This window comes from Claveliimonas monacensis (genome assembly GCF_014982975.1).
In the GTDB taxonomy this organism is placed as follows: domain Bacteria; phylum Bacillota; class Clostridia; order Lachnospirales; family Lachnospiraceae; genus Claveliimonas; species Claveliimonas monacensis.
Genome location: NZ_JADCKL010000010.1, coordinates 20,180 through 36,755, shown reverse-complemented (window position 1 = coordinate 36,755; position 16,576 = coordinate 20,180). Strand labels below are relative to the sequence as shown.

Here is a 16,576-nt window from a genome sequence, read left to right as displayed (position 1 = left end):
ACCAGTTGGTTTGATTTCGGACGTAACATTGTTGAAAAGTATTACGTCCCCACTTATAATAGACCTATGGAAAAGCAACTGATCAAAATTTCGGTCCGCGCCCTGGTGGAGTTCATCCTCCAGAGCGGGGACCTTGACAATCGAACTGCCTCAGCTGACAAGGAGGCCATGCAGATGGGGGCCCGCCTCCACCGGAAGATCCAGCGGCAGATGGGAAGTCTGTACACTCCGGAGGTGTCCGTGAAGTGCCAGGTACCGTACGAAAAGTTCATCCTCCAGGTGGAGGGTCGGGCGGACGGCGTCATGGATACAGAGGAGGGACTGGTAATTGACGAGATCAAAGGCGTGTTCAAGGATGTGAACACGATGGAGGAGCCAGTCCCGGTGCATCTGGCCCAGGCCAAATGCTATGCTTTTATCTATGGGGAGCAGAACGGGCAGGAGAAGATGGGCGTGCAGATGACCTACTGCCATCTGGAGACTGAAGAGATCCGCCGTTTCCGGCAGGAGTACAAGATAGAAGAATTGAGAGAGTGGTTTTACGGCATCACGGATGCCTATGAGAAGTGGGCACTCTTCCAGGTGGAGTGGAAGGAAAAGCGGAATGCCTCCATCAAACAGGTGGAATTTCCCTATCAGTACAGGGAAGGGCAGAAAAAGCTGGCAGCCGCAGTCTACAGGACCATCCAGCGGAAGAAAAAGCTGTTTATCCAGGCACCCACGGGGGTGGGCAAGACTATGGCCACGGTCTTTCCTGCTGTGAAGGCAGTGGGCGAAGGGCTGGCAGATAAGCTTTTCTATCTCACGGCCAAGACTATCACCAGGACAGTGGCCCAGCAGGCCTTTGACATTCTGAAACACGCTTGTTCAGAAGAGGATGAGAAGGGGGCTCTCTGCTACAAAGTCATCACCCTGACAGCCAAGGAGAAGATCTGCTTCTGCGAGAAGCCGGAGTGCAACCCGGACTACTGCCCTTACGCCAAAGGGCATTTTGACAGGATCAACGATGCGGTCTACGAGATGATCACCACCTCCGACGACATGAGCCGGCAGGCGGTGGAGGAGCAGGCAAAGAAATGGCAGGTGTGCCCTTTTGAGCTGGGGCTGGATCTGTCTTTGTGGGCAGACGCGGTGATCTGCGATTACAATTATGTCTTTGACCCAAACGCAAAGCTGAAGCGTTTTTTTGGTGAGGGAGTAAAAGGGGACTATATTTTCCTGATCGATGAGGCACACAATCTGGTGGAGCGGGGGCGGGAGATGTTCAGCGCCAGCCTCTGTAAGGAAGATGTGATGAAGGTGCGCCGCCTGGTAAAGACAAGAGATGGGCGGCTGGCCCGTCAGCTGGAGGAGTGCAACCGCCAGCTCCTGGCCCTGAAGAGGGAGTGTGACGGCTGCCAGGTGCTGGAGAGTGCCGGAGGCATCTACCTGAAGCTTTTGTCAGTCATGGCGGAGATGGAGAGATATCTGGAAGAGTGCAAGGAAGAAGATGTGCGGGAGGAGGTGCTGGACCTCTATTTTGAAGTGCGGATGTTCGAGACGATCTACGAGAAGCTGGATGAGAATTATATGATCTACTCGGAGATTGACGGGGAGGGAAAATTCCTCATCCGCCTGTTCTGCGTCAACCCTGCGGTGAACTTAAATGAGGCGCTGGAAAAGGGGGTGAGCACGGTCTTCTTTTCTGCCACCCTCCTTCCTATCCGGTATTACAAGCAGCTCTTGAGCACAAAAAGTGACGACTACGCTGTGTATGCGGAGTCCACCTTCGCAAGGGAAAACCGCCTTCTCCTCCTGGGAAATGACGTCAGCACCCGCTACACGGCGAGGGGAGAAACCACCTACCGGAAGTATGCCTCCTATCTCCTGGAGATGGTGCGGGAAAAAAAGGGCAATTACATGGCCTTTTTCCCCTCCTACAAGTTCATGGAGGAAGTATACGACCGGTTCCTCCTCCTGGCTGAGAAGGAGGGAAGTCGGATCCAGTGTGTGATCCAGGCCCCTTACATGTCGGAGGAGGCGAGGGAGATTTTCCTGGAAGAATTTGAGGAGGAGAGAGAGGAGAGCCTGCTTGGGTTCTGCGTTATGGGCGGCATCTTTTCCGAGGGCATCGATCTGTCCAGAGACCGGCTTATAGGCGCTGCGGTGGTGGGGACCGGACTGCCCCAGGTGTGCAGGGAACGGGAACTTCTGAAAGACTATTTCGACAAAAAAGGGCTTCGGGGATTTGACTATGCTTACGTCTATCCGGGCATGAACAAGGTGCTCCAGTCTGCGGGCCGTGTCATCCGCACGGAGGAGGACAGAGGGGTGATCCTGCTTTTGGACGACCGTTTCCGGGAGCCCAGATACAAAGAGACCTTCCCAAGAGAGTGGGAAGGCCTGGAGATATGCAATGTGAAAAATGCGGGTGATAAAATGCGGCTGTTCTGGGATCAGACTTCCTCAAAATAGTCGAGAAAGGCAGCGGCAGCCTTGGACAGAGGGATGCGTGTGCCCCGGACAGCCAGCAGCTCCCTCTGAGGTAGTTCTTCCTTTGTCTTTACGACGAAGAGATTGTCGTCCTCCCTGGGAATGCAGTAGTCCGGGAGAAAGGCGATGCCCAGCCCAATCTTGGCCAGGTCAATGAGCAGGTCATTGCTGCTAAGCTCCACCTCCGGGACAAGGTCGAGGTGATGCTGCTGGAACTGGCTGTGGAGAAATTCGCTGGTGGTGCTTTTTTTGTCCAGCATCAGGATGGGATACTTAAGAAGCTCTGCAAAAGAGAGCTGGCGGCCTTTTAGTTCCTCAAAGTCCCGGTTGGCCAGAAAGACATCCTGAAACAGTTTGATCCGTTTGACCGTGGCAGCGCTCCCTAAGTAGGCGTTGGGCGAGTTGACAACGATAAAGTCTACTTGTCCTGATTTCAGCAGCTCCACGCTCTGGATGGAGGTGGCGTTGGTCACCTTGATGTGAGCGCCGGGAAAAGCCTCGTGGAACCGCTTGATGTAGGGCACGAGAAAATACCGGCAAATGGTGTCGCTGGCGCCGATGCGGATCTGTCCTCCGGTGGAGGCGGATTCCATAAGCTGGGACTCTCCCCGCTGGATCAGGTTCATGGCCGGCTCCACGTGACGCAGCAGGATCTCCCCCTCGGGTGTCAGCTGGACTCTCTTTGTGCTCCGGATAAAGAGAACCTGGTCCAGCTTTCTCTCTAACGTCTTGATGGATTGGCTCACCGCTGACTGGGAGATGAAAAGCTGCTTGGAGGCCTCGGAAAAACTTAAAGTCGAGGCAACATAGTAAAATACTTTATATAATTCATAGTTAATATCCATGATAAGTCCTCCTAATAAAAATCATTAGTATTATAAGGGAAAATCAGGGAAATTACAATCACAAAAAACAAGACAACAGAAAGAAGGATTGCTTTATGAAGAAACTGCATCACATACTGGCCGTGGCAGCCATGTTCCTGCTTGTGCTGGCCCTCCTGATCACCAGCTTTCAGATCGCCATCTACGGGGATCCGGACTATGCATTTTATGAGAGGGAATACGAGAAATACAATGTCACGGAAAGTCTTGGCATGGAGATGGAGGATGTCATGGATGTGACAGAGAAGATGATGGATTACCTCATCGGGGAGAGACCAGAACTGTCAGTGATCACAGAAGCGGAGGGGCAGACCCAGGACTTCTTTAACCAGCAGGACCGGCTCCACATGGCGGATGTAAAGAACCTGTTCCTTGGAGGCCTGTCTCTTCGGTGGTGGCTGCTGGGGGGAGCTGCAGTGCTTATCATCCTCCTTGTGATCCTGAAAGGAGACTGGAAACGGATCCTTCCAAAGGCATATTTTATAGCGCTGGGTATTTTTCTGGCATTGACTGTGGTGCTGGGGCTTCTGATCGCCTCGGACTTCACAAAGTATTTTACGATCTTTCACGAGATATTTTTCACCAATGACCTGTGGCTTTTTGACCCGGCCACGGATTACATGATCCGAATGCTCCCGGAGGGATTTTTCTATGATATGGTCATGCGGATCGGAGGCGTTTTCATTGGCTCGCTTCTGATCCTGCTGATCGTCTTTCTTGTGTGGCAGCGCTTCCTTGGGAAGGCAAGTCCGGTACGGGATGCCAAAGAAAATAAGAAGAACTTATAAAAATGTTTAGTTATATTAACTTTACTAATAACAAACCCCATGCTATCATAGAGTTAGCGTATCATAAAATGAACATATAAAAAACGGAGGAAGTTTTATGGGCAATGTAAGACGAGTATATGTGGAGAAAAAACCGGAGTATGCAGTCCAGGCGAAAGATCTCTTCCACGAGATCAAAAGCTACCTGGGGATAAAGACTCTCACCAGCGTGAGGGTGCTGATCCGCTACGACGTGGAGAACATTTCAGAGGAGACTTTTGAAAAAGCCTGCAGAGGTGTTTTTGCGGAGCCGCCGGTAGACATTTTGTATAAAGAGACATTTCCGGCAGCGGAGGATGACAGGATCTTTTCTGTAGAGTTCCTCCCGGGACAGTTTGACCAGAGAGCGGACTCTGCCGAGCAGTGTATACAGTTTATAAAGGAAGATGAGAAGCCGGTTATCCGCACCGCAACCACCTATGTGATCGGGGGAGAACTGACGGATGAGCAGTTTGAGGCAGTCAAACATCACTGCATCAACCCGGTGGATTCCAGGGAGACCGGTATGGACAAGCCGGAGACCCTTGTGACAAAATTTGACGAGCCGGCAGATGTCAAGGTCTTTGACGGGTTTAAGGATCTGGAAGAGGAGAAGCTCCGGGAGCTCTATGATTCCCTGGGACTTGCCATGACATTCAAGGACTTCCAGCACATCCAGAACTACTTTAAGGGCGAGGAGGACAGAGATCCCTCTATGACAGAGATCCGTGTGCTGGATACGTACTGGTCTGACCACTGTCGTCACACCACCTTCTCCACTGAGCTGAAGGATATTACATTTGGAGAGGGAGATTACAAAAAGCCTATCGAGGACACATACCGCCAGTATCTGGCGGACCACAGCGAGATCTTCAAAGGACGGGAGGACAAGTTTGTCTGCCTGATGGATCTGGCTCTCATGGCCATGCGCAAGCTGAAGAAGGAAGGAAAGCTGGAGGATCAGGAGGAGTCCGACGAGATCAACGCCTGCAGCATCGTTGTGCCGGTGACTGTGGACGGCGTGGAGGAAGAGTGGCTTGTGAACTTTAAAAACGAGACCCACAACCACCCCACGGAGATCGAGCCTTTCGGAGGGGCGGCTACCTGCCTTGGCGGCGCTATCCGCGATCCCCTGTCAGGACGTACCTATGTATATCAGGCCATGCGTGTCACCGGAGCAGCAGATCCCACTGTCTCTGTGAAAGACACCATGAAAGGAAAACTGCCCCAGAAGAAGCTGGTGCGGGAGGCTGCTCACGGATACAGCTCCTACGGCAACCAGATCGGTCTTGCTACCGGGGCGGTCAAGGAAATCTATCATCCCGACTATGTGGCCAAGCGCATGGAGATCGGCGCTGTCTTAGGAGCAGCCCCCAGGCGTGCAGTGATCCGTGAGACTTCAGATCCGGGAGACATCATCATTCTTCTCGGCGGACGTACGGGCCGGGATGGCTGCGGCGGCGCTACAGGTTCATCCAAGGTGCATACGGAGGAGTCCATCGAGACATGCGGCGCGGAAGTGCAGAAAGGAAATCCGCCTACAGAGAGAAAGATCCAGCGCCTCTTCCGCAGAGAGGAAGTGAGCTGCCTGATCAAGAAGTGCAACGACTTTGGCGCAGGCGGCGTGTCCGTTGCCATCGGTGAGCTGGCAGACGGCCTCAGGGTGGACCTGGATAAGGTGCCGAAGAAATACGCCGGACTGGACGGAACGGAGATCGCTATCTCTGAGTCCCAGGAGCGTATGGCAGTTGTGGTAGATCCAAAAGATGTGGCAGCCTTCATGGGCTATGCGAAAGAGGAAAACTTAGAGGCTGTGGAAGTGGCAGTGGTGACAGAGGATCCAAGACTTGTCCTTGTGTGGAGAGGAAAAGAGATCGTGAACATCTCCAGAGCTTTCCTTGATACAAACGGCGCCCACCAGGAGACAAGCGTGGCCGTGGACATCCCGGACCGCGCAGGCAAGGTGCTGACGGATAAAGTGGAAGTGACAGATGTGAAAGCAAAATGGCTGGAGACACTGGCTGATCTGAACGTATGCTCTCAGAAAGGGCTTGTGGAGATGTTTGACGGTTCCATCGGAGCAGGATCTGTGTTCATGCCTCACGGCGGAAAATATCAGATGACAGAGACCCAGGCCATGGTGGCAAAACTCCCTGTGCTGAAAGGGGACTGCGACACAGTGACCATGATGAGCTACGGCTTTGATCCCTACCTGTCAAGCTGGAGCCCCTACCACGGAGCGGTCTACGCTGTGACAGAGTCTGTGGCCAAGATCGTGGCAGCAGGCGGTGACTACCGGAAGATCCGCTTTACTTTCCAGGAGTACTTCCGCCGGATGACGGAGGATCCACATCGCTGGAGCCAACCGTTTGCCGCTCTCCTTGGAGCCTATGCGGCCCAGCTTGGATTTGGTCTTCCTTCCATCGGAGGCAAAGACAGTATGTCCGGTACTTTCGAGGACATCGATGTGCCGCCTACTCTTGTTTCCTTTGCCGTGGATGTGGCAAAAGAAAAAGATATCATCACGCCGGAGCTGAAGAAAGCGGGAAGCAAGCTTGTGTGGCTGCGCATCCCGAAGGATGAGTACGACCTGCCTGTATATGAGAAAGTGATGGAGCAGTACGGAAAATTTGCGGAGGATATCAAGGCCGGAAGGATCATCTCCGCCTACGTGCCGGACCGCCATGGCGTCATTGCCGCTGTCAGCAAGATGGCCTTTGGAAACGGCATGGGTGTGAAGATCGAGCACAGCATGGATGAAAGAGAACTCTTTGCCCCGGCCTTCGGCGATCTGATCGCGGAAGTACCGGAGGGGAAAGTAGGAGAGCTGCAAATTGCCTACACAGTCATCGGAGAGGTGACAGAGGAGCAGACCTTCTCTTATGGAAATACAGTCATCGGACTTGACGAGGCGGAGAAGGCCTGGACAGGTACGCTGGAGAAAGTGTTTGCCACCAGATCCGGCGCCCAGGACGGCCCTACAAGCTGGTTTATCAGGTCTGAGAAGAAAGAGGACGGAGAGCTTAAGGAAGACGGCTGCTTCCATGCATCAAAAGTCCACATCTGCAGCCACAAGATCGCTCAGCCCACGGTGTTCATTCCTGTGTTCCCGGGCACAAACTGCGAGTACGACAGTGCAAAGGCATTTGAGCGGGCCGGTGCAAAGGTGATCACAAAAGTATTCAGAAACATGGACGCGGCGGACATCGTGGATTCTGTAGATGTGTTTGAGAAAGCCATCAGCCAGTCCCAGATCATCATGTTCCCGGGCGGATTCAGCGCAGGCGATGAGCCCGACGGATCAGCCAAGTTCTTTGCCACTGCTTTCCAGAACGCGAAACTGAAAGAGGCGGTGGAGAAGCTCTTAAATGAGAGAGACGGCCTTGCACTTGGTATCTGCAACGGCTTCCAGGCCCTCATCAAGCTGGGTCTTGTGCCAAATGGAAAGATCACAGGGCAGACAGAGAATGCACCGACGCTGACCTACAACACCATCGGACGGCACATCTCCAAGATGGTGTACACAAAGGTGGTGACAGACAAGTCCCCATGGCTTGCAAAAGCCGATCTTGGCGGCGTCTATGTCACTCCTGCCTCCCACGGAGAGGGACGTTTTGTGGCTCCTGCCGAGACCATTGCACAGCTCTTTGCAAACGGACAGGTGGCTACACGGTACTGTGATCCGGAAGGAAACATCTCAAATGACGAGGAGTGGAATGTGAACGGCTCCTACTTTGCCATCGAGGGCATCACGAGCCCGGACGGAAGGGTGCTGGGCAAGATGGCGCATGTGGAGCGCCGGGGCCGGAGCGTGGCCATGAACATCTACGGAGAGCAGGATCTGAAGATCTTTGAGTCCGGCGTGGAGTATTTTAAATAAAGCAGCTGGATAAAAATGCATTCTTGCATGTGCAATATTGCAAAGTTTCTGTAAAAATATACTAAACAGGGTACGAAATGCAGGAATGAAAGTATAAAGTTGCAAAAAAATCATAAAAAATACAAAAAATACTTGTGTTTTGCCCGGGAATATTTTATTCTGTTAAAGAGGCAAAGAGGTCTAGTTAAGAGCAGGCTTATGCCTGCTCTTTTTGCTGGCTTCCGCCTGATAAGAAGATCAAGGAGGAAGAAAACAATGTCATATGTAGATGAAGTGATTGAAAGAGTTGTGGCAAAGAATCCGGCAGAACCGGAATTCCATCAGGCTGTAAAGGAAGTGCTGGAGTCCTTAAGACCTGTAATTGAGGCAAACGAGGAGAAGTACAGAAAAGAAGCTCTTCTTGAGAGACTGACAGAGCCTGAGAGACAGTTCAAGTTCCGTGTGCCGTGGGTGGACGACAACGGACAGGTACAGGTAAACACAGGCTACCGCGTACAGTTTAACAGTGCGATCGGACCATACAAGGGCGGCCTTCGTCTTCATCCGTCTGTAAACCTTGGTATTATCAAGTTCCTCGGATTTGAGCAGATTTTCAAGAACTCCCTTACAGGACTGCCCATCGGCGGCGGCAAGGGTGGTTCTGATTTCGATCCCAAGGGTAAATCAGACAGAGAAGTGATGGCATTCTGCCAGAGCTTCATGACAGAGTTATGCAAATATATTGGCGCTGACACAGACGTTCCGGCCGGTGACATCGGAACAGGCGCAAGAGAGATCGGATACATGTTCGGACAGTACAAGCGCATCCGCGGACTGTACGAAGGCGTTCTGACAGGAAAAGGCCTGACATACGGCGGATCCCTTGTAAGAACAGAGGCTACAGGATATGGTCTTCTGTACCTGACAGAGGAAATGCTGAAGATGAACGGTAAGGACATCGCAGGCAAGACCATCGCTGTATCCGGTTCCGGAAATGTTGCCATCTATGCTACAGAGAAGGCACAGCAGATGGGTGCAAAAGTAGTGACCATGAGCGACTCCACAGGCTGGGTATATGACTCTGAGGGCATTGACCTTGCAGCTATCAAAGAGATCAAGGAAGTAAACAGAGCAAGACTTTCCGAGTACAAGAAATACCGTCCTAATGCTGAGTACCATGAGGGCAGAGGCGTATGGAGCGTGAAAGTGGATATCGCTCTTCCCTGCGCGACACAGAACGAGCTGCATCTTGAGGACGCAAAAGCCCTTGTTGCAAACGGATGCATCGCAGTGGCAGAGGGTGCCAACATGCCTACAACACTGGATGCTACCGAGTACCTGCAGGAGAACGGCGTTCTCTTCGCACCTGGAAAGGCTGCAAACGCCGGCGGTGTTGCCACATCCGCTCTTGAGATGTCCCAGAACAGCGAGCGCTTAAGCTGGTCCTTCGAGGAAGTGGACAGCAAGCTGAAAGGCATCATGGTCAATATCTGCCACAGCATGGCTGACGCTGCCGAGAGATACGGACACGCAGGCAACTATGTGATGGGTGCAAATATTGCCGGATTTGAGAAAGTCGTAAATGCCATGGAGGCACAGGGTATCGTCTAGGATTTTCCTGGCGGCGTATGACCGGACATATATAAGGGTATATATAAGTGGAAAAACGGCGCATCTGCGCCGTTTTTTCTGCTATAATGATCATATTATGAAAATTCGCGAGTGGAGGAACAGGATATGGACAGGGAAACAGCAGAGAAAATGCACGGGGGCGGACTCTATCTGCCCACAGACGGGGATCTTCTTAAGGAGCAGGCGGTCTGCCTGGATCTTCTCTATGACTACAATCATCTGAAGCCCTCCAGGGGAGAGGAAAAGAGGGCGCTGCTGGAGAAAATGTTTGCAGAGATAGGCGAGGGATGTTATATTGAAACACCGTTCTATGCCAACTGGGGCGGAAAACATGTCCATTTTGGCAGTCATATCTATGCTAATTTCAATCTGACTCTGGTGGACGATACACACATCTATGTGGGGGATCATACAATGATCGGCCCCAATGTCATCATTGCCACGGGCGGACATCCGGTGTTTCCGTCTCTCAGGGAGCAGGAGTACCAGTTCAACCTGCCGGTGCATATTGGGAGAAACTGTTGGATCGGAGCAGGAGCCATCCTCCTTCCCGGTGTGACTGTGGGGGACAACACTGTGATAGGAGCAGGCAGTGTCGTGACAAAAGATATTCCGGCGGACGTGGTGGCGGTGGGAAATCCCTGCCAGGTGATGCGCCCCATCGGAGAGAAAGACAGAGAATTTTACTCCCGGGGACGGCGGATCGATCCGGATCTTTTGTAAATCCACAGCCCGAAAACGCCGTAAAAACGCCGTTTGCAACCCTTTTGAAAAAAATGTAAAAAAAGTGTTGACATTTGCTTGAAAATGATTGTATAATAGCAAAGCGGGTTGCGGGAAAGCAACCTGCAAGACCAGAAAATATGGGGTCTTAGCTCAGCTGGGAGAGCATCTGCCTTACAAGCAGAGGGTCATAGGTTCGAGCCCTATAGGCCCCATATCATATGGCGGGATAGCTCAGTTGGCTAGAGCATACGGTTCATACCCGTAGTGTCGCTGGTTCGAATCCAGTTCCCGCTACTCCCAGAAAACGGTGTCGGAAAACTTCCGGCGCCGTTTATTTTTGCCTTGCGGCAATCCCTCTCATTGACAAGCTCGATGTGATAATTATATACTTGTACATATGAAAAAATGAAGGAGCGAATACTATGAATGGAAAAACGAGAGACTGGATCTGGATCATTGTGGGAGGATATCTCACCTACACAGGCGTGCAGCTTGTTATGGATGTCCTGAACCAGAAGCCGGAAGGATATATCGGCTTTGTCGTGGCAGGCGTGCTCTTTGCGGTGTTTGGTGTGGGGCTGATCGTCTTTGCTATCAGAAATATGACAAAGCCGGTGGAGGAAACGTCGGAGGAAGAGATTGCAGCTGACGAGGATATGCAGCAGGAGATCGATGAGATCGAGGAGGAGTCAGGAAAGGAGCAGGTTGAAAAACAGCTCCAGGATAAAGAAGAAAGCGGGGAATAGAGGATGAGGATTGGAACAGGCTATGACGTACACAGACTGGCAGAGGACAGGAAGCTGATACTGGGAGGCGTGGAGATTCCCTATGAAAAAGGGCTTCTGGGACATTCTGATGCGGATGTCCTCCTTCACGCCATTATGGATGCCCTGCTGGGAGCAGCGGCCCTGGGGGATATCGGAAATCATTTCCCCGACACAGACGAGGTATACAGAGGGGCTTCCAGCCTGAAGCTCCTGGAGAGAGTGGGAGAGCTGGTGGAAGAGGAACTCTATGTGATCGGAAATATTGACGCCACGGTGATCGCCCAGCGCCCGAAGCTGGCCCCCTATATCGAACAGATGAGGGACAATGTGGCGGAGACTCTCGGCATCCGCAAGGACCAGGTCAATATAAAGGCCACCACAGAAGAAGGGCTTGGCTTTACAGGGAGCGGCGAGGGGATCGCAGCCCAGGCGGCTGCCTGCCTTGAGACGGTGGAAAATTACAGTTATGAGCCCCGGCTTCCCGAGGAAGGCGGACAGCCTGGAGACGGGTGCGCCACCTGCAGCGGCTGCCCGCGGGCAAAAGAACGATAGACAGAAGACAGGTGAAGGAAGATGCAGATCAGAAAGATCAGCGATGCAGAAAAAGGAAAGACCCGAAAGCTGTATGAGGAGATTTTCTCTGAAGACAGCGTTTCGTTTGTGGATTACTATTATACAGAAAAGACAAAGGACAACACCATCTATGTAGTGGAGGAGGACGGGGCCGTGCGTGCTATGCTGCACCTCAATCCCTACACCTTGATGGTAAACGGAAAGGAAGAGCCCTCCCACTACATTGTGGCGGTGGCTACGGAAAAAGAATACCGGAAGAGAGGCTATATGGCAGCCCTTATCAGGACAGCGCTTGGGGACATGTATCAGGCAGGAGAGCCCTTCACATTCCTTATGCCGGCGGCGGAGGAGATCTATCTTCCCCACGGTTTTTCTACCGTGTATGAGCAGGAGCAGCGCTGTTTTGAGGGGGAGGGAAATCTTCCTGAAGAATGGAGCGCAAAGAGGGCAGCCCCGGGAGACGGTACCCGGATAGGAGCTGCGGCTGAGAAGAGCCTGAGGGGACGCGCAAAAGTCTACGCAAAGCGGGACGAGGCTTACTATGAGAGGCTGATCCGGGAATACGAGAGCGACGGCGGCTGTCTGATGATCTGCGAGAAGGACGGGCAGATCGTGGACTGTCTGCCTGCGGTGCCCCAGACTTCAAAGGACAGGCCGAAGATCATGGTGCGGCCGGTAAATGTCAGGCGGCTTTTGCTCCTTTTGGAGCTGAACTATCTGACTGCGGTGTGCTTTCGGGTGACAGATCCCCTTATCCCGGAGAACAACCAGGTGTTCATGCTGACCGGGACGGAGTTTTCGGGCGTGATGCTTATGGAGGGAAAGCCGGAGAACAGCGAGGGGACTTTGACGGTGGAGGCCCTGACAAAGCTGGTGTTTGGCAGTGTGTCTCCGGACGAGATCGAGAGGGAGCCCGGCGTCACTGTGACAGAGAGAATGAAGGAAGAGCTGAGAAAGATCGTTCCGCTGTCCCCTATTTACCTGAATGAGGTGGTGTGACAGGGGAAAGAGAAAAACTCTGCATGGCGGAGGTTGACAAATTCCGTCTTTTCACATACTATAGTATCTATAGCGGTAAAAACGGAGAACGGAAAGAGTAACATGGAAGGGAGCCATCAGAGAGGAACTGTCACCGGCTGAAAGCAGTTCCGGGCGAGCTCGATGTGAAGTGCATCCGGGAGTTGATCCGGCGAAAGGAAGACGGCAGGAGAGCCGCCCTGATTAGCCGGGTACGCCAGGGCGGGCGTTATCAGCCAGAAAGTGGAGAGCAGCTGTGCATGCCAGGGGCAGGCGGGTGTTCTCAAAAAGAGTGGAACCACGGATCATCATTCGTCTCTTACATGGCATTGTGTAAGAGACGTTTTTTATGTTCCGGGAAAGTTCTTCGTACCTGCCTGTATAAAGAAAACTCCGGCTGAAGAGGCGCGCTGCAGCGTGTGGGATAGGCCGGGCGGAAAATAAAAAGAAAGGAAAGGATACGCATGGGACTTGTGAAATATATACGGGAAGAGATTCAGGTTATCCGGGAGAGGGATCCGGCGATCAAATCCAACTGGGAAGTGTTTCTCTACCCGAGTTTTAAAGTGATCTTAAGTTACCGGGTGGCCCACAGACTGTACAGGAAGAAGCATTATTTCCTGGCCAGATGGGTATCCCAGCGGGCAGCCAGGAAGACGGGGATTGAGATACACCCCGGTGCCAGGATCGGGAAGGGGCTCTTCATTGACCACGGGACCGGTGTCATCATAGGCGAGACCACCATCATCGGGAACAATGTGACCCTCTACCAGGGAGTGACTCTGGGGGGCACAGGAAAGGAAAAGGGAAAACGCCACCCGACGCTCAAAGACAATGTCATGGTCAGCGCCGGAGCCAAGATCCTGGGATCTTTTACCATCGGTGAGAACTCCAAGATCGGCGCCGGAGCAGTAGTGCTCAAGGAAGTGCCGCCCAACTGTACAGTGGTGGGCGTTCCGGGGCGCATCGTGAAGATGGGAGACCAGAAGATCCCCAGGGAGGACATGGACCAGGTACATCTGCCTGACCCGGTGAGCAACGATATCCGCGAACTGCAGAAGGACAACATGCGCCTGAAGACAGAGCTGCGCGAGCTGGAGAAGCATATGAGATGCATGAAAGACAATACTATAGAGATGGAAGAAATTAAGGAGGAACCACATGAAACTGTTTAACACTATGACAAGGACAAAAGAAGAATTTATCCCGCTGGAGGAAGGAAAAGTCAAGATGTATGTCTGCGGGCCTACGGTCTACAATCTGATCCACATCGGAAATGCAAGGCCCATGATCGTGTTTGACACAGTCAGGAGATACTTCCAGTACAAGGGCTATGATGTGAACTTTGTGTCCAATTTCACGGACGTGGACGACAAGATCATCAAAAGAGCGATCGAGGAGGGTGTGTCCGCAGACGAGATCTCCAAGAGATATATCGAAGAGTGCCGGAAGGACATGGATGGCATGAATATCCTGCCGGCCACAAAAAACCCCCTCGCCACAGAGGAGATCTGCGGCATGGTGGAGATGATTCAGCAGCTCATCGACAAGGGCTATGCCTATGAGAAGAACGGAACCGTGTATTTCCGGACAAGACAGTTCAAAGAGTATGGAAAACTGTCCCACAAAAATCTGGATGACCTGCGCTCCGGCAACAGGACACTGCTGGTCAGCGGCGAGGATGAGAAGGAAGATCCCCTGGATTTCGTGCTCTGGAAGCCGAAGAAAGAAGGAGAGCCGGCCTGGGAGTCACCCTGGAGCGACGGTCGCCCGGGATGGCATATCGAGTGCTCTGTCATGTCAAAGAAATATCTCGGAGAGCAGATCGACATCCACGCAGGTGGGGAGGATCTGGTATTCCCGCACCACGAAAATGAGATCGCCCAGAGTGAGGCGGCAAACGGAAAGACATTTGCAAAATACTGGATGCACAATGCATTCCTGAATATTGACAACCATAAGATGAGCAAGTCGCTGGGCAATTTCCGGACAGTCCGCGAGATCAGCGAGCAGTATGACCTGCAGGTGCTCCGCTTCTTCATGCTCAGCGCCCACTACAGAAGCCCCTTGAATTTCAGCGCTGATCTGATGGAGGCCTCCAAAAACGGGCTGGAGAGGATCGTGAACGCGGCAGAAAATCTGAAATATCTGGGCGAAAATGCCAAGACCTCCGCTATGTCTGAGGAGGAGAAAGCGGCTCTGGCCAGGACAGATGAGTATGTAAAGGCATTTGAGAAGGCCATGGACGATGACTTCAACACGGCAGATGCCATCGCGTCTGTGTTCGACCTTGTGAAATACTGCAACACCACAGCGGGAGAGGAAAGCTCAGCCGAGTTCGCAGGAGCGCTCCTTGCAGTCCTGGAGAAGCTCTGCGATGTGCTGGGGCTGATCGTGGTGAAAGAAGCCCAGATGCTGGACGGAGATATTGAGGCTCTCATCGAGGAGAGGCAGGCAGCCAGAAAGGCAAAAGATTTTGCGCGGGCGGACGCCATCCGGGATGAGCTGGCAGCCAAGGGCATTATCCTTGAGGATACGCGTGAAGGTGTAAAATGGAAAAGAGCGTAGAACAGAAAGTGCAGTGGCAGTTTGAGGAGTATATGAGCCAGGTCTTCCATATGGAGGAGGTGGATATCCGGGAGTATTCGCCTCTCACGCTGGCCTACATCGGTGACAGCATCTATGACCTTGTCATCAAGACCCTTGTGATCAGCAGGGGGAACCGGCCTGTGAACCAGCTGCACAGGATGACCAGCTCTCTTGTGCAGGCCTCTGCCCAGTCCAGGATGATGCGCACTCTCCAGGGTCTTCTGACAGAGGAGGAGCACGCGGTCTACAAGAGAGGGAGAAATGCCAAGAGCGTATCTCCGGCAAAGAACCAGTCTGTGACAGATTACAGGAGGGCCACCGGATTTGAGGCGCTGATGGGATATCTCTATCTGGAGAAAGAGTGGGAGAGGATGCTCAGCCTGATCCGGACCGGACTTGAGAGTCTGGAGTATGGGGAGCTGGCAGAAGGCGGCTTTGAAATGGCCGGCCATGAAGATAAAGAGGAAGAGCGATGAAAGAGAGAGAGACAGAGAAAAACAGCACGGTGATAGAAGGGAGAAATGCGGTTCTGGAGGCTTTCCGGTCCGGAAAGACCATTGACAAGCTGTTTGTCCAGGTCGGCTGCAAGGACGGGCCTGTGCAGACCATCCTGCGGGAGGCCAGAAAACACGACACCATCATCCAGTTTGTCTCCAGGGAGCGCCTGGGACAGCTCTCAGAGACAGGGCATCACCAGGGAGTGATCGCCCACGCTGCGGCCTGGGAATACGCGCAGGTGGAGGATATGCTTGAGCTGGCAAGGAGCAGGGGGGAGGCCCCCTTCCTTATCCTTCTCGACAATGTGGAGGATCCCCACAATCTGGGGGCCATCATCCGGACTGCCAACCTGGCCGGGGCCCACGGGGTCATCATCCCCAAGCGCCGGGCGGTGGGACTGACGGCCACAGTGGCCCGGACTTCCGCGGGAGCAGTGAACTACACGCCGGTGGCAAAGGTCACGAATCTGGCCCGCACCATGCAGGAGCTGAAGGAGGAAGGCCTGTGGTTCGTGTGCGCGGACATGGATGGAGAGCTGATGTACAACCTGGACCTGAAAGGCCCCATCGGCCTGGTCATTGGAAATGAAGGTGAGGGCGTGGGACGTCTGGTGAAAGAGAACTGCGATTTCACAGCATCCATCCCCATGAAGGGAGATATTGACTCCCTGAATGCGTCGGTGGCAGCGGGAGTCCTGGCCTACGAGATCGTACGGCAGCGGATGTCATAGAGGCAAAAATAGCAGGATCAGGA

The 16,576-nt window shown here is 53.0% G+C and carries 13 protein-coding genes, 2 tRNA genes and 1 other annotated feature; of the genes, 14 read left to right on the top strand and 1 reads right to left on the bottom strand.

Features of this window, described 5'->3' with window-relative positions; translation table 11 throughout:
* The first annotated feature begins 66 nt into the window (after positions 1-66).
* On the top strand, positions 67-2,454 hold the full coding sequence (locus INF30_RS11200) for an ATP-dependent DNA helicase (RefSeq protein ID WP_226395229.1): 2,388 nt from the start codon (positions 67-69) through the stop codon (positions 2,452-2,454).
* Here the strand turns inward: INF30_RS11200 and INF30_RS11195 are convergent.
* A complete protein-coding gene (locus INF30_RS11195; protein ID WP_076777181.1) occupies positions 2,436-3,317 on the bottom strand; it encodes a LysR family transcriptional regulator in 882 nt (293 codons plus the stop codon). The two genes, INF30_RS11200 and INF30_RS11195, sit on opposite strands and share 19 nt — an antisense overlap.
* A 95-nt stretch (positions 3,318-3,412) precedes the next feature.
* On the opposite strand from INF30_RS11195, the gene INF30_RS11190 reads away from it, so the two are divergent.
* The 13 genes from INF30_RS11190 to rlmB all read left to right on the top strand — a co-directional run bounded on the left by INF30_RS11190 (position 3,413) and on the right by rlmB (position 16,553).
* A complete protein-coding gene (locus tag INF30_RS11190) occupies positions 3,413-4,144 on the top strand; it encodes a TIGR01906 family membrane protein (RefSeq protein WP_226395228.1) in 732 nt (243 codons plus the stop codon).
* A 97-nt stretch (positions 4,145-4,241) separates the two neighbouring features.
* Positions 4,242-8,042, top strand: a complete 3,801-nt coding sequence (locus tag INF30_RS11185; protein WP_226395227.1) for a phosphoribosylformylglycinamidine synthase — start codon at positions 4,242-4,244, stop codon at positions 8,040-8,042.
* 255 nt (positions 8,043-8,297) lie between these two features.
* Positions 8,298-9,632 (top strand): NADP-specific glutamate dehydrogenase, encoded by a 1,335-nt coding sequence (gdhA, locus tag INF30_RS11180; protein ID WP_076777184.1) that lies wholly within the window; start codon positions 8,298-8,300, stop codon positions 9,630-9,632.
* 126 nt (positions 9,633-9,758) lie between these two features.
* Complete coding sequence (locus INF30_RS11175; protein ID WP_226395226.1) at positions 9,759-10,376, top strand: sugar O-acetyltransferase; 618 nt, start codon at positions 9,759-9,761, stop codon at positions 10,374-10,376.
* 142 nt (positions 10,377-10,518) lie between these two features.
* Positions 10,519-10,591 (top strand) — tRNA-Val (locus INF30_RS11170).
* 8 nt (positions 10,592-10,599) lie between these two features.
* A tRNA-Met gene (locus INF30_RS11165) sits at positions 10,600-10,673 on the top strand.
* Between the two features lie 128 nt (positions 10,674-10,801).
* Positions 10,802-11,125, top strand: coding sequence for a hypothetical protein (locus INF30_RS11160; protein WP_226395225.1), 324 nt, complete (start codon positions 10,802-10,804; stop codon positions 11,123-11,125).
* A 3-nt stretch (positions 11,126-11,128) separates the two neighbouring features.
* On the top strand, positions 11,129-11,698 hold the full coding sequence (gene ispF / locus INF30_RS11155) for a 2-C-methyl-D-erythritol 2,4-cyclodiphosphate synthase (protein WP_226395224.1): 570 nt from the start codon (positions 11,129-11,131) through the stop codon (positions 11,696-11,698).
* A 21-nt stretch (positions 11,699-11,719) separates the two neighbouring features.
* Positions 11,720-12,718 carry a GNAT family N-acetyltransferase gene (locus INF30_RS11150; protein WP_226395223.1) on the top strand — a complete coding sequence of 333 codons (999 nt, stop codon included), beginning with the start codon at positions 11,720-11,722 and terminating at the stop codon, positions 12,716-12,718.
* A 75-nt stretch (positions 12,719-12,793) separates the two neighbouring features.
* Positions 12,794-13,059 (top strand) — a binding site (T-box leader).
* A 141-nt stretch (positions 13,060-13,200) separates the two neighbouring features.
* Positions 13,201-13,911: a serine O-acetyltransferase EpsC gene (epsC, locus tag INF30_RS11145; protein WP_076777189.1), complete on the top strand. Its 711-nt coding sequence runs from the start codon at positions 13,201-13,203 to the stop codon at positions 13,909-13,911.
* The gene (gene cysS / locus INF30_RS11140) at positions 13,898-15,304 is read left to right on the top strand and encodes a cysteine--tRNA ligase (protein WP_226395222.1); all 1,407 of its coding nucleotides are present in this window, start codon (positions 13,898-13,900) and stop codon (positions 15,302-15,304) included. Before epsC ends, cysS begins: the two co-directional genes overlap by 14 nt.
* Positions 15,289-15,801, top strand: a complete 513-nt coding sequence (locus INF30_RS11135) for a Mini-ribonuclease 3 (RefSeq protein ID WP_076777191.1) — start codon at positions 15,289-15,291, stop codon at positions 15,799-15,801. The genes cysS and INF30_RS11135 overlap by 16 nt, the downstream gene beginning before the upstream one ends.
* On the top strand, positions 15,798-16,553 hold the full coding sequence (rlmB, locus tag INF30_RS11130; protein ID WP_226395221.1) for a 23S rRNA (guanosine(2251)-2'-O)-methyltransferase RlmB: 756 nt from the start codon (positions 15,798-15,800) through the stop codon (positions 16,551-16,553). The genes INF30_RS11135 and rlmB overlap by 4 nt, the downstream gene beginning before the upstream one ends.
* Positions 16,554-16,576: the final 23 nt, after the last annotated feature.